This window comes from Methylomonas rhizoryzae, from assembly GCF_008632455.1.
GTDB classification, from domain to species: Bacteria; Pseudomonadota; Gammaproteobacteria; order Methylococcales; family Methylomonadaceae; genus Methylomonas; species Methylomonas rhizoryzae.
Genome location: NZ_CP043929.1, coordinates 2,933,849 through 2,947,781 on the forward strand (window position 1 = coordinate 2,933,849; position 13,933 = coordinate 2,947,781).

The 13,933-nt window shown below is 55.9% G+C and carries 14 protein-coding genes; all 14 read right to left on the reverse strand.

Annotated features, from left to right (window positions below; genetic code table 11):
• Nucleotides 1-248 precede the first annotated feature (248 nt).
• Nucleotides 249-1,430, reverse strand: a complete 1,182-nt coding sequence (locus F1E05_RS13065) for an O-succinylhomoserine sulfhydrylase (protein ID WP_150049145.1) — start codon at nt 1,428-1,430, stop codon at nt 249-251.
• Between the two features lie 12 nt (nt 1,431-1,442).
• The gene (purF, locus tag F1E05_RS13070; RefSeq protein WP_150049147.1) at nt 1,443-2,942 is read right to left on the reverse strand and encodes an amidophosphoribosyltransferase; all 1,500 of its coding nucleotides are present in this window, start codon (nt 2,940-2,942) and stop codon (nt 1,443-1,445) included.
• A gap of 22 nt (nt 2,943-2,964) precedes the next feature.
• Nucleotides 2,965-3,483 carry a CvpA family protein gene (locus F1E05_RS13075; protein WP_232056650.1) on the reverse strand — a complete coding sequence of 173 codons (519 nt, stop codon included), beginning with the start codon at nt 3,481-3,483 and terminating at the stop codon, nt 2,965-2,967.
• A 42-nt stretch (nt 3,484-3,525) separates the two neighbouring features.
• Nucleotides 3,526-4,284 carry an SPOR domain-containing protein gene (locus tag F1E05_RS13080; RefSeq protein WP_150049149.1) on the reverse strand — a complete coding sequence of 253 codons (759 nt, stop codon included), beginning with the start codon at nt 4,282-4,284 and terminating at the stop codon, nt 3,526-3,528.
• Between the two features lie 5 nt (nt 4,285-4,289).
• Nucleotides 4,290-5,561, reverse strand: coding sequence for a bifunctional tetrahydrofolate synthase/dihydrofolate synthase (folC, locus tag F1E05_RS13085; protein ID WP_150049151.1), 1,272 nt, complete (start codon nt 5,559-5,561; stop codon nt 4,290-4,292).
• 6 nt (nt 5,562-5,567) lie between these two features.
• Nucleotides 5,568-6,488 carry an acetyl-CoA carboxylase, carboxyltransferase subunit beta gene (accD, locus tag F1E05_RS13090; protein ID WP_150049153.1) on the reverse strand — a complete coding sequence of 307 codons (921 nt, stop codon included), beginning with the start codon at nt 6,486-6,488 and terminating at the stop codon, nt 5,568-5,570.
• A gap of 25 nt (nt 6,489-6,513) precedes the next feature.
• Complete coding sequence (trpA, locus tag F1E05_RS13095) at nt 6,514-7,317, reverse strand: tryptophan synthase subunit alpha (RefSeq protein WP_150049155.1); 804 nt, start codon at nt 7,315-7,317, stop codon at nt 6,514-6,516.
• Nucleotides 7,314-8,516 (reverse strand): tryptophan synthase subunit beta, encoded by a 1,203-nt coding sequence (trpB, locus tag F1E05_RS13100; RefSeq protein WP_150049157.1) that lies wholly within the window; start codon nt 8,514-8,516, stop codon nt 7,314-7,316. Before trpB ends, trpA begins: the two co-directional genes overlap by 4 nt.
• Before the next feature lie 2 nt (nt 8,517-8,518).
• Complete coding sequence (locus tag F1E05_RS13105) at nt 8,519-9,142, reverse strand: phosphoribosylanthranilate isomerase (RefSeq protein ID WP_150049159.1); 624 nt, start codon at nt 9,140-9,142, stop codon at nt 8,519-8,521.
• 95 nt (nt 9,143-9,237) lie between these two features.
• Nucleotides 9,238-9,990 carry a DUF2231 domain-containing protein gene (locus F1E05_RS13110; protein WP_150049161.1) on the reverse strand — a complete coding sequence of 251 codons (753 nt, stop codon included), beginning with the start codon at nt 9,988-9,990 and terminating at the stop codon, nt 9,238-9,240.
• A gap of 57 nt (nt 9,991-10,047) precedes the next feature.
• Nucleotides 10,048-11,097, reverse strand: a complete 1,050-nt coding sequence (locus F1E05_RS13115; protein WP_232056651.1) for an FAD:protein FMN transferase — start codon at nt 11,095-11,097, stop codon at nt 10,048-10,050.
• Nucleotides 11,075-11,662 carry an arsenate reductase/protein-tyrosine-phosphatase family protein gene (locus tag F1E05_RS13120; protein WP_150049165.1) on the reverse strand — a complete coding sequence of 196 codons (588 nt, stop codon included), beginning with the start codon at nt 11,660-11,662 and terminating at the stop codon, nt 11,075-11,077. Before F1E05_RS13120 ends, F1E05_RS13115 begins: the two co-directional genes overlap by 23 nt.
• Before the next feature lie 81 nt (nt 11,663-11,743).
• The gene (locus F1E05_RS13125) at nt 11,744-12,952 is read right to left on the reverse strand and encodes a carboxylate--amine ligase (protein WP_150049167.1); all 1,209 of its coding nucleotides are present in this window, start codon (nt 12,950-12,952) and stop codon (nt 11,744-11,746) included.
• Nucleotides 12,953-12,966: 14 nt separating this feature from the next.
• A complete protein-coding gene (locus F1E05_RS13130) occupies nt 12,967-13,929 on the reverse strand; it encodes a polysaccharide deacetylase family protein (RefSeq protein ID WP_190303136.1) in 963 nt (320 codons plus the stop codon).
• Between the last annotated feature and the right edge of the window lie 4 nt (nt 13,930-13,933).

The window sequence follows — 13,933 nt, forward strand, 5'->3', positions numbered from 1 at the left end:
TGCAAACCTAAACGACTATCCGGTTCGCTTCCGCAACGGCATTCGCAGCCTCAAGCAAGTAGCAGGCCCGCAACCAGGAAAGTTTTGTCTAGCGCTTCACAGTCGGGATAAGCAGCACATATTTGGCCCCAGAAGGGTGCGCTTAGTCAATAGACAAAAACTTTACCGGGCTGTCTTTCCCTTGGTTCGGCACAAAGCGGCAAGGTTATAGTTTCCGGGCGATGCGCCCACTTTGTACCGGCCTGGCATTACAAACCGCGCAGCAAATCGGCTTTGATGTCGTCCAAATGTTCCAGTCCAACCGAAATTCTGACCAAACTATCTTTGATGCCGGCTTGCGCCCGAGCTTGTGCACTCAGGCGGCCGTGGGTGGTAGTCGCCGGATGGGTGATGGTGGTTTTGACGTCGCCTAAATTGGCGGTGATCGACAGCAGCTTGGTGGAATCGATCAGGCGCCAGGCGTGGCCTTGTCCGCCGGTTAGCTCGAAGCTGACCACGGCGCCGAAATGGCCTTGCTGCCGCTTCGCCAATGCGTGCTGAGGATGCGAGGCCAGCCCCGGATAGTGAACCTTGGCCACCGAGGGTTGCTGCTCCAACCATTTGGCGAGCTGAAAGGCGTTGTCGCAGTGGGCCTGCATCCTGAGCGCCAAGGTTTCCAGACCGGACAAGAATACCCAGGCGTGAAACGGGCTCATGGTCGCGCCGCCGGTACGCAGATAGGGGTAGATTTCTTTGTCGATCAGCTCGGCGCTGCCGATGACCGCACCGCCCACGCAGCGGCCGTGTCCGTCGATATATTTGGTCGTCGATTGCACGACCAAATCGGCCCCCAAGGTCAAAGGCTTCTGCAAGGCGGGGGTGCAAAATACGTTGTCCACGATCAACAAACAACCGTGGCAGTGCGCAATGTCGGCCAATGCTTGAATATCGGCGATTTCTATCAGCGGATTGGACGGCGTTTCCAAAAATAAAAACCGGGTATTCGGTTTGATCGCCGCTTCCCAGGCAGACGGATCTGTCAAATCGACGAAATCGCTTTCGACGCCGAATTTGCCGAAATAATTTTGAAACAACAAAACCGTATTGCCGAATACCGACCGGGAGCACACCACATGATCGCCGGCTTTCAGCAAGGCCATGCCTACCGCCATGATGGCCGCCATGCCCGAAGCGAACGCCACGCAGCGTTCGCCTTGCTCCAACGCCGCCAAACGCTCTTGAAAGGCCGATACCGTCGGATTGGTGAAGCGCGAATAGATATTGCCCGGCTGCTTGCCGGTGAAGCGCAGGGACGCTTGTTCGGCCGAGTCGAATACGTAACTGGAAGTAGCGAAGATGGGAATGCTGTGTTCGTCTTCCGTCGTGCGACGCTGACCGGCCCGAATTGCCTGTGTTTCCAGAGCGTAATCTTGCCATTCGAATTCTGTCATCGTTTACCGCCGTTATTTTTGAGCAATCGTGTTGGAGCCGTTGCGCAGTTCCTGCGCGCCGTCGTTGCGTAACGCTTCAATGCGGGCCAAATAGTCGTCGTCGATGTCGCCGGTTACATATTCGCGGCTGAAACAAGAGGTATCGAATTGGCGTATGCCGGGATTGCCCTTGCCGACCGCATCGATCAAGTCCTCCAAATCCTGATAAATCAGTTTATCGGCGCCTATGGCTTTGCAAACCTCTAGTTCGCTACGGCCATGGGCAATCAATTCGCGCGCGGCCGGCATGTCGATGCCGTACACGTTAGGGTAGCGCACCGGCGGCGCCGCAGAGGCAAAATAGACTTTGCGCGCCCCGGCGTCGCGGGCCATTTGAATGATTTGTTCGGAGGTAGTGCCGCGGACCACCGAGTCGTCCACCAGCAATACGTTTTTGCCGGCAAACTCCAAGGAAATCGCATTGAGCTTTTGTTTGACCGACTTTTTACGCATTTTTTGTCCGGGCATAATGAAAGTACGGCCGATATAACGGTTTTTCATAAAACCTTCGCGAAATTTAACGCCTAGTTCGTGGGCGATTTGCAGCGCGGCGGTACGGCTGGTATCCGGTATCGGGATGACCACGTCGATGTCGTGATTGGGCCAATCCTTAAGAATTTTTTTTGCCAGTTTTTTACCCATCCGCATCCTGGCCTTGTATACGGAAATATTGTCGATGATGGAATCCGGGCGGGCAAAATAGACGTATTCGAAAATGCAAGGGCTGTGGTTGGTTTTTTCCGCGCATTGTTTGACGTGCAGCTTGCCGTTAGCCTCGATGAATACCGCTTCGCCGGGCGAAATATCGCGCAGCAAGCGAAAATCCAGCACGTCCAGCGCCACGCTTTCGGACGCTATCATGTAGTCCGAACCGCCCTCCTCGTTTTTGCGCTCGCCGAATATGATGGGCCGAATGCCGTGCGGGTCGCGAAAACCCAGTACGCCGAAGCCGGCGATCATCACCACCACTGCATAGGCACCGCGGCAACGTTTATGCACCATGGTCACCGCTTTGAATACGTCTTCCACGGTCAAGGTCAGACGGCCGGTTTGCTGTAATTCGTGGGCAAACACGTTCAACAGCACTTCCGAATCCGAATCGGTGTTGATGTGCCGCTGGTCGTCGACGAACACCTGAATCTTTAACTCTTCGGTATTGGTCAGATTTCCGTTATGCGCCAGCGTCAAGCCGAACGGAGAATTGACGTAAAAAGGCTGCGCTTCTTCGGAACTGGTGCAACCGGCGGTCGGATAACGCACATGAGCGATGCCCATATTACCCTTGAGCTTGAGCATCTCCTTGGCGGAAAACACGTCGCGCGCCAAGCCGTTCTCCTTGCGCAAATGCAGGCGCGAGCCGTCGCAAGTCGCGATGCCGGCGGCGTCCTGCCCCCTATGTTGCAAGACGGTGAGCGCGTCGTACAGCTCTTGGTTTACGTTTTGGTTGGATACTATTGCGGCGATACCACACATACTATTTGGAGCTGTCAGCAAGTTAGTGAAAATGTATATATCCCGCCAAATCCGGCGGAATATGGCCTTTTAGCCATAGGGCAAGCGCTTGGAACGGCGGTATCAACAGCGAACGCTGCCACCAAGGATCTTCGGGCAACGGCGTAGTTCCGGCCAGCATCACCGTCAGCGCGACCAATACCGAGCCTCTCAGTATCCCGAACATCATGCCTATCAAACGATCGGTGCCGCTCAATCCGGTTTTCTCGATCAACTGTCCCAAGATGTAGCTGATCACCCCACCCAGCAGCAAGGTCATGAAAAACAACAAGGCAAATGCCCCGGCTATACGCGCCGACGGATAGCTGATGGTATTTTCCAACAGCACGGCGAACGTTCTGCTGTAATGCACCCCAACGCCGACCGCCGCCATCCAGGTAAACAGCGCAAACGCCTCTTTGATAAAACCGCGGATCAAGCCGATCACGGCCGAAACCGATATCAAACCGGCGATCAGATAATCCACCCAAATCATCTGTTCGAACATAGCCAGCTGCGGCATGACTCCCCCCGTAAGCGACACCGCAGGAACTACCATGCACGCCTATTCTTCGCCGGAAACGAAGCTGTTGACGTTGATGCGACTTAGCTTGGCTTTCACTTCCTGCGCCTTGGCCTTATCCAGCATCGGACCTATCCGCACTTTATAAACAGTGCCCTTCTCGCCGGCAACTTCTTTGAGCGTAGCGGCAAAACCTTGCTGTTTTAATTTATCTTGTAAGGCCAGCGCGTTGGTTTTCTGGCCAAACGTTCCGGCATTCAAATACCAGCGCACCGCAGCATTTTCGACTTGAACCGGCGCCGGTTTGGCAATCGGCTCCGCAATCGCCGGTTTAGCCGGCTTGGCATTTTCTGTTGCCGGCGGCAATTTAGCCGGTTTGACCGCTTCCGGTTGCGGGCGAGGGGCCACATCGTCGTCCTCGGACGGTTCCACCCAGCGCGGCGCGGGTTCGCCGCTCGGCTTTTGCGGCGGTGCCGGTTTGGTATCGTTCGCGGTAATCTGCGGCCTTGGCGCGAATCCTTCTTCAGCGTCCTCTTCGGACTCGTTATCAGATACCGGTGGCTTGGGCTCGGTTACGGACGCTTCAGGAGCCGGCGGGGTTTGCACCACGTCCTCCACCTTTTCGGGCAACGGCATGATTTCCACATCCTGCGCTTTGCCCGGCAATTCCGGCATTTTCAATTCGTTGACGATTTTGCCCGATTCGTCGACCGGATCGTCGAACAACATCGGCACGAATATGGCCGCCAACGCGGTAATGACCGCCGCGCCTATCAATCTTTGCTTTAGCTCTTGATCCATGGTCCTCACCTCTGATCAAACTGAGACAAATATTCCGATACGAGAAAAAAAGATCCGAAAATCAGAACCAGCTCGCCGGGTTTCGCGGCTTGCCGGGCCGCAACAAAGGCCGCGCTCGCATCCGCGAAGCCACGATTTATCGCGCCGATTCCTGCTTCGTTCAATAAACTGGCAATCGACTCTACGCTTGCCGCGCGCGGATTGCGCAAAGGCGCCAGATACCATTCGACTATCCGGTCGCGCATCATCGCAACGACGCCGGCAATATCCTTGTCTTTCATCATTGCGAACACGGCGCGCACCGCTACGCCGGCGAAATGAGCCGACAAATGTTCGAGCAGCGTGCTCACCGCTTGCGGATTGTGCCCCACGTCCAAAAGGACCGGCACCTCGCCCTGAATCAGCTGAAAACGCCCTTCCAGCCGAGCCGTTTGCAATCCTGACACCATCGCGGCCGCATCTACCGGCAAACGCGCTTGCAAACTATGTACGGCTTGCAGCACCGCCGCCGCATTTCTAAATTGATGTTCGCCTTGCAAAGCCGGCAAAGGCAAGCCGGCGAGCGTCTGATTGTCCGTCCACCAGTCCCATCCAGCCGCTGTTTTGAGGTAACCGAACGCGCGACCGATTTGCGCAATCCTTGCCTGTTTTTCTTGGGCTACCTTCAGTAAGGAATCGGGAACGTTGGCGTCGCCGATAATGGCAGGGGTATCGGCACGAAAGATGCCGGCTTTTTCACGGCCTATGGCTTCCAAGGTGTCCCCCAGCCAATCGACGTGGTCGATGGCTATCGTCGTAACCAAAGCCGCATCCGGATCTACGATATTGACCGCGTCCAGACGCCCGCCTAAACCCACTTCCAAAATCCGGACGTCGACCCGTTCACGGTCGAAAATTTCCAATGCCGCCAGCGTGCCGAATTCGAAATAGCTGAGGCTGGTATCGCCGCGCGCTGCGTCTATCCGCTCGAACGCCTCGCATATCTCGGCGTCACCCGCTTCCCGACCATCGATGCGGATGCGCTCGTTGTAGCGCAATATATGCGGCGACGTATATGCGCCGACTTTATAGCCTTGCGCCAAGTAAATGGCTTGCAAGAACGCTACACAGGAGCCTTTGCCGTTGGTTCCGGCTACCGTTATCGTGGGGATGTCGGGTTGCGCCGGCCTTAGGCTGGCATAAACCCCGGCAACCCGTTCCAACCCCAGATCGATTTGCCGAGGATGCGATTGTTCCTGCCAAAGCAGCCAATCCTGCAGAGCGGCGAAACGCGCCATTGCGGCTTAGATCGTAGCGCTCTCGCTGTCTACCATGATTTGCGCATCGACGAACCGGTCACCGCCGGTCTCGGTAACAGGATACAAAATCGCTAAAATGCCGGCTATTTTATCGCGCATTTCCCGGCGGTCGATAATCATGTCGATTGCGCCGTGCTCCTGCAAAAATTCGCTGCGCTGGAAGCCTTCCGGAAGCTTCTCCCTGACGGTTTGCTCGATCACCCTGGGACCGGCAAAACCGATCAGCGCGTCGGGCTCGGCAGCGTTGATGTCGCCCAACATCGCCAAACTGGCGGATACGCCGCCCATGGTCGGGTCGGTCATGAACGATATATAAGGTATCCCGGCCGTGGCCAATTTAGCCAATGCGGCACTGGTTTTACTCATTTGAAACAAGGAGTATAAAGATTCCTGCATCCGCGCGCCGCCGCTGGCGGTAAAAACGATAAACGGCAAGCGCAAGCGCAAACTTTCGTTGATACCGCGCACGAAACGTTCGCCGACCACCGACCCCATGGACCCGCCCATAAAACTGAAATCGAAAGCCGCCGCGACAATGCCACGTCCGTGCAGCGAGCCTCGCATGGTCACCAGTGCGTCGTTTTCGTTGCTTTGCTTTTGCGCCTGACTGATACGGTCTTTGTATCGTTTGCTGTCTTTGAATTTCAAAGGATCGCTGGGCTTTAAACCGGCGCCGATTTCGACGCGCTCGCCTTCGTCCAGAAACAGTTCCAGCCGGGTGCGGGCGGAAATCCGCAAATGGTGATCGCATTTGGGGCAAACATGCAGATTTTTGACTAGCTCCGCGTTAAACAAAATGGCATCGCAACGCGGACATTTGCTCCATAGTCCCTCTGGTACGGAATTACGCTTTTCGGTCGCCTCGGTACGTATGATGGAGGGAACTAATTTCTCAAACCAACTCATTTTATTCTCTACTCCGCGTCGAGCTCTAGCTATCCATCGCTTGGCGCATGGACGTTAATAATTCGATGATGCCGCGCTTGGCTTGATCGGGATCGTCCAAACTGGCTTCGATTTTACTGATCAGGGCACTGCCGACCACCACTCCGTCGGCGATATTGGCTATGGTTTTAGCTGTTTCGGCATCCTTGACGCCGAAACCGACTCCGACCGGCAAATCGGTATTGGCCTTGACCAGCTTTAATTTTTCCTCGACGTCGCCGGTATCCAAATGGCCGGCCCCGGTAACCCCTTTCAGAGAGACGTAGTACAGATAACCGCTGCCGACCGCATCCATTTTTCGAATGCGTTCCGCCGTGGTATTGGGTGCCAACAAAAAGATTTGGTCGATTTCGCGCGCTCTTAACAAGGCTACGCAATGTTCCGATTCTTCCGGCGGCAAATCCACCGTCAACACGCCGTCGATGTCGGCGCGTTGCACGGCGTTGGCGAAATCTTCATAACCCATGATTTCGATGGGATTCAAATACCCCATCAACACCAGCGGCGTGGTTTGGTCGGTTTTGCGAAACTCCATGGCCATGCTCAACACTTTACGCAAACCGACATGATGGACCAAAGCCCGCTCGCTGGCGCGCTGAATCACCGGACCGTCGGCCATCGGGTCGGAAAACGGTACACCCAATTCTAAAATATCAGCGCCGGCCTTGACCATTTCGTGCAACATCGGCACGGTAAATTCCGGGTAGGGATCGCCGGCGGTAATGAAAGGAATCAGGGCTTTTCGGCCGGACGCGCGTAATTCGGCGAATTTGGCGGCTAAACGGCTCATAACGAAATCCCCTCGCGTTGCATGATGGTGTGCATGTCCTTGTCGCCGCGGCCGGACAGATTGGCGACGATGATTTGCTCTTGCCGCATCCGCGGAGCCAGCTTCATCGTATAAGCCAGGGCATGGCTGGATTCCAGGGCCGGAATAATGCCTTCCATCCGGGTCAAGGCGTGAAAGCCTTGCAAGGCTTCGTCGTCGGTGATGCTGACGTATTCGGCGCGGCCTATGTCTTTCAACCAAGCATGTTCGGGGCCGACGCCGGGATAATCCAGCCCGGCCGAAATTGAATGGGTTTCGATAATTTCGCCGTCGTCGTCGGCCATCAGATAAGTGCGGTTGCCGTGCAACACGCCGGGCCTACCTGCGGACAACGGCGCGGAATGCCGCCCGGTCTCTATGCCGTCGCCGGCCGCTTCGACGCCTATCATTTTCACCGAGGCGTCGTCTATGAAAGGGTAAAAAAGCCCGATTGCATTGGAGCCGCCGCCTACGCAAGCGACCAAAGCGTCCGGCAATTTACCGGCTTGATCCAGGCATTGCTGCCGAGCTTCCCGGCCTATCACCGCCTGAAAATCGCGCACCATGGCCGGGTAAGGATGCGGGCCGGCTACCGTCCCTATGATGTAAAAAGTGTTGTCGATATTGGTCACCCAATCGCGCAAGGCTTCGTTTAGCGCGTCTTTTAGGGTTTTCGAGCCTGATTCGACCGGCACCACGGTGGCACCCAACAGCTTCATACGGTACACGTTCAACGCCTGGCGAGCCACGTCGACCGCGCCCATGTAGACCACGCACTCCAGTCCGAGCCGTGCCGCGACCGTGGCAGTGGCCACCCCGTGCTGGCCGGCGCCGGTTTCGGCGATGATGCGGGTTTTTCCCATGCGCTTGGCCAATAACGCCTGGCCGACCGTGTTGTTGACCTTATGCGCGCCGGTATGATTGAGATCTTCGCGTTTCAAATAAATTTGCGCGCCGCCCAGATGCTCGCTCCAGCGTTGCGCGTGGTACAGCGGCGACGGCCTGCCGACGTAATCGCGCAAATCGGCATCCAATTCGGCAATGAAATCGGGATCTTGCAAATAGCGCTGATAAGCTTCGTTGAGCTCGGTAATGGCGGGCATCAAGGTTTCCGCCACGAAAATACCGCCGTAAGGCCCGAAATGGCCCCGGACATCCGGCATTGCGTATTTCTCAGTCATGATTACTCTGTTACTTGATTAGTTATTCTTATGAAGGCCGCCATTTTCCCGGTATCCTTTATGCCCTTGCCGGCTTCCACGCCGCTACTGACGTCCAACGCATAGGGCCTAACTTGCCGTACCGCTTGCGCGGCATTTTCCGCCGACAATCCGCCGGCTAAAATGATAGGCATCGAATGCGCGCGCGGGATCAAGTCCCAATCGAATCCGCTGCCGCTACCGCCCTGCACTCCCGGATGATAGGCATCCAACAACAAACCTGCCGCATCGGCGTAGTCTTGCTCGTAGTCCGACAACTCGATGTCAGGCGTCATCCTAATCGCTTTGATATAGGGTTTGCGATAAATCCGGCAGGCATCCGGGGTCTCCGCGCCGTGAAACTGCAAGCAATCTATCGCCACTTCGCCTAACACTTGCCTGACCCAATCCGGATCGGCGTCTACAAACAAACCGACCACAGTCACGAAGGCCGGCAAAGCCCTGACTATGCAAGCGGCCTGCTCTATCGTCACGTTACGCGGGCTGGGCGGATAAAACACCAAACCTACCGCGTCCACCCCCAACCTTGCCGCGGCAACGGCATCTTGTACCCGAGTAAAGCCGCAAATTTTAACGCGAGTTCGCATCGGCTGCCTCCCCAAAAAGGCCGGCTAGCATACCATAACGCTGGAAAATTTCGCGACGCAAATTGCCGCAAGACTCCGGGCTATAGGTCCGGGCATCAATGGTTGTGACCGTGGTGGTCGTGATGATGAGCGTCCGGCGCTACCGGTGGGGGCGGGGGCGCCTGTAAAACGGGTTCGACCGCAATCGGCGGGGTTTCGCCGGTAGCCGGCATGGCACTATCGCCGTGTTGATGCCGAAGCGCCGCCGCTTGATTCAGGGCTTCGACAGGCTTGACCGCCACACCGTATCGGTAAACCATCAAGCCACCCAAATCGGCGGTGAATGTCAACAGCACGAATAGCACGCTAGCCAACAACTGATACAAGGTGTTGGCGGCACCGCTGAGTTCCTGCTTGGCCAGCCAGCGCCACACCGCCAACGCCGATGCCAGCGACAAGACCGAAATCCCCAAGTGCTCGTGATTTTCCATGATTTCGTGCACCTCGCCGCCGTGAGGGATAGTGGCGGCGGCAAGCAAGCCGGCCGCGACCGTGAACCCGGCAAACACGGTGCCGGAGTATAAAAACCAACCGGCGATATGGCGCCATGAAGACTTGGACCACAAACTTCCGCCCAAATCGAACAAGTAAAACAAGGTCAACAACGCGATCGGAAAATGCACGAACAACGGGTGCAAATTATCCAGACTCGCCAAGCCCGGCATCAACGCCTGACCTACTTGAGCAGGCGACAGCTGCAGCAAGGACTCGATGAAGCTCAAAATGCTCTCCACCGCTCCCGCCGGACCGCCCCCCGAATCGCCGCCGCCGTGTACGGCAAAACTCGTAAAACCAACCATATCCAACATTATATCCCCCGGGTGTTTTAAGGCCGCCGGCAGTTAGGCGGCGGCGACGGCTGACGTTTACTCTATCGACAAACCGCTAGCCGCCAAAGCCTGCGATTTAGTTTCCACGAACCGGTCGCCTTGCTGCTGCACGAATAACACTTTGATCCGTTCCGCATCGGCCCATTGCATAGCTTGCTGTTGGCCTACACACAACAACGCCGTCGACAGGGCGTCCGCCAACGTCGGATCCTCGTGCAATACCGTCACCGAGACCAAATCGTGACTGACGGGTTTACCGGTTCCGGCATCCAACACGTGACTGTAGCGTTTACCGTTGACATCGAAATAGTGCCGATAAGTTCCCGATGTCATCACCGCCAAAGCATGTTCGGTAGGCATGCTCAGTACTTTGGACATACGCTGCTGATCCGGCAGCGGTTTTTCCACCGCAATACGCCAAGCCCCGCCGTCCGGCTTGCGACCTTGGGTTTTCAACTCGCCACCGATTTCAACCAGATAATTCCTTACCCCGTTTTGCTCCATGACCCGGCTGATGCGTTCGACGCTGTAGCCTTGCGCAATCGAGGACACGTCTACCCGCACCTGTGCCGGCTTGCGTAAATGGGTATCGTCGACGACTTCCACTTTGTCCATGCCGACGTTGGCCAGCGTACCGGATAACATCGCTTGATCCGGAATATTCAACACGTCGTCCTTAAAGCCCCACAAGTCGAACAAGGGTTTAATCGTCAAGTCGTAACAACCTTGGCTGGCGCGAGTTACGCTTGCAGCGATTTTAACCAAAGACACGATTTCCGGGCCGACTTCTTGGCTGGCGTTGGATTCGCTGTTGTTGAACGACTCGATCAGCGAATCGGCCCGGTAATTCGACAACACGTTGTCGATTCGCTCCAGTTCACCGGCAACGGCCTGCTGCAAGTTCCGGGCGTCCACCGCTGGCTCGGACCAGTAACTGATATGGTAGGTGGTACCTTGGGTAAAGCCTTCGAACTTTTGCAATTCGACCCGCTCGGAACAGGCGGTGGCGAAAAAAACGATCAAAAACCATGCAAGGAATTTGGATAAGCCGGTATTCGCTACGCTATCGCATCGAACGCGCGGCAACGTAGTCCTCCGATAAGTGCTTGACGGCATTTTCTATGGTCTTGTAACAGTTGATGAAATAATCCGGATCCAGATTCATGGGATCGTGTATGTGCGGCTGCATGGGCCTCGCCCACAAACCCAACAACGCAATGTCGGCCTGAATCGCGGGCAAAGCGTTGCGCAAACGTTCAATTTGCCTCGCTTCCATCACCAAGTACAAATCGCCGTCGCGCGGGACGAAATCGCCGATGTCGGTCGCTCGGTGCGCAGCAAGGTCGCGGCCGCGCCGTTTTGCGGTGTCTATGGCCGGTCCGTAAGCGGGCTGCCCGCTAGCGGACGCCAAACCCAACGATACGGCAGGCAGGCCGGATTCGCGCGCGATCAATTCGGCATAGGGACTGCGACACACGTTCCCCAGGCACACGAAAACCAAGCGCTCTACCTTGGATAAATCCGGCGTTAGCTGCCGATCGTATCGGCCCGACAGATAGTCGAGCCAAGCCAAACCCAAGCGTATTAAGCCTCGATAAGTCCCGAAATGGGTGTCGATACGTTTGAAAAATGCTGTCGGATAGTGCCGCATGGCTGAATTTTCCCACTGCCTGCTGTTAAATTTGTTTTTTAAAGTCTCGGGTGCCGGCGTTGACACCGCCAATCAATCTGCCTAAAGCCTAAACAATTTACGCAGCATATTCACGAGGTCAAATAAAAACGGTTTAGGGTCGTCCCAACTGAATACGTAGTAGTAACTGTCGGCCCGGAAAAACCGGCGCAAAAACGCCGATATTTCCGCGCATTTGGAAAATCGCAAGGTCTTGTTTTGAATCCTGTCCGGGAATAACAAAATGGTCATCAGGCGTTTGCATTCCGGCACCAGATAGCGGCATTGGATATTGGCTTGGTATTGCGGCTGTTCGGGTTGCTGCCCACCGGTCGCCGCCAAAAACCAGCCGCTAACGAACGGCACCCCTGCGTAGTAGGCTAACGGTAAACTCCCCCAAAACCGGCCGTTGATTTCCATCAACACCGCACGCTGCCGGATCGGATCGTAGCGATACTCGACCATGGCCGGCCCGGTCCAATCGAGGGTTTGCAGCAATTGCGCCGATTTGGCCATCAACTCTTGATGCAGATCCAAGCCGAGCGAACGGCAAACCACGGACACCCCGCCTTCCGGCGGCCATTCGGCTATGCGCTGGTGCTGAAACCTCAAAATCACCCGGCCGGCAGACGCCAAGAACATTTGCCCCAAGCCGTATCCGGGGCAGTACTCCTGAATCAACGGAAACTCGCCGATCACGTCGTACTCGGTTAAATATTGTTTTAATTCCGCTGGGTCGTAAACGTAGCGAAACTTGTCGACCTGCCGGTTTAACGCGTGAATCTTAGCCTTGACCGCATGCGGATTGTCCCATTTAAGAATCAAAGGATAAGACAATTCGCTCGCGAGACCCTCCAGGTCCGCCAATGCCTTGATCCGCCAAGTTTTCGGGGTATCGATCCCGATTTGCCGGGCGGCCTCCAAGGTAACATTTTTATTGACCACCGCCGCGAACGCCGCTTCACTCGGCACGATGGGTTGCGCCTGCAAGGCGTCGCGGTTGCGTTGCAAAAACATAATGTCGTCTTCGCTGACCGCCATGATCCAGGGACAAGCGAAAGCCTCGGCGATAGCGTTCAATTGCTCGACCAATTGGCCGGATTGCCGATAGTGCGCGCTTTCCAGATATTTCGAATATAAACCGACGCTGCCCTTGCCCCAGCCTATTCCGTGTACTTTGATACCGGCTCGGCCCAGCTCGCGAATCATAGTCAATCCGATAGGCGAATCGGCTCCTAACAAAATCGTCTGCATAGATTGGGATGATTGCATGGCGAGAACGGGTTTTATTGATAACGGCCGGCGGCCTGTGCCAAATAACGACCAGCAGTCAGCCAGGCCGGAGTTTCGGGTAATTCGGGTTGAAGAGCCGAGACTTGCGGGACCAAGCCGCCGATGCCCACGGTAGCGAACCGGTCGGCATGGTCGGCCAAATAACGGCATAACGCGACAAAGCGGCGAAAAACCATGCGGTCAGGCCGCAATTTGTCCTCGGTCAGCAACTCGAAGTTGTGCAGCACTATCACCACACTATCCCACCCCGTCCGCTGTGCATATTCCAACATCCAACGCATTTCGGCGAACGAACAGGCCGTTAATTGCAGGTGCCGGGATAGGCGCGCGCCTCCCGGCCGGTACACCGATACCGGCAGTTCCGTCACGCCGGCATCTATGGCCGGTTGCAGCAGCCGCCGACCCGGAAACATGTCGCAAACGCCAACCGGCGCAGCCCAGTTGTAACTACTGTCGATAAAAATCCCGTTATCGGCCAAGGCCAGCAAGGTATTGCGGTCGGCGGCGTAACTGCCGGCCCGAAACCCCTCTACCGATTGCGCCCCGGCTGCGACCAGCAATTCTTTGGCCTTGGCGATGATTCGGCGTTGTTGCTCCGGAGAAAACCCGCTTAATCTGGGCTGTTTGGTGTGCATGTCGAATAACGGCGCTTCCCGGGATTCATCCAACCATTCCGGGTGCGCGTGCAGTTGTACGTCCTGGCCGGCATCTTGCACCAAGCCGACGATTTCCCGCAAGGGCTCCAAACCGAAACGCAAGGCGAACAAAGGCTCGACGAAAAATGTCGCCCGCAAGCCGAAATCGGCCAACACTTTGAACAAAATCGGCAAAGCATAATGTCCGGCCCGAGTCGGGCCGTACACGTATTTTCTGAAATAATCCGGAAACTTGGCGTCCAAATCATGCCAACCCTCGCACCAGACTTCGGTATCAACAGTCAATAAAACATTGGTCATCATG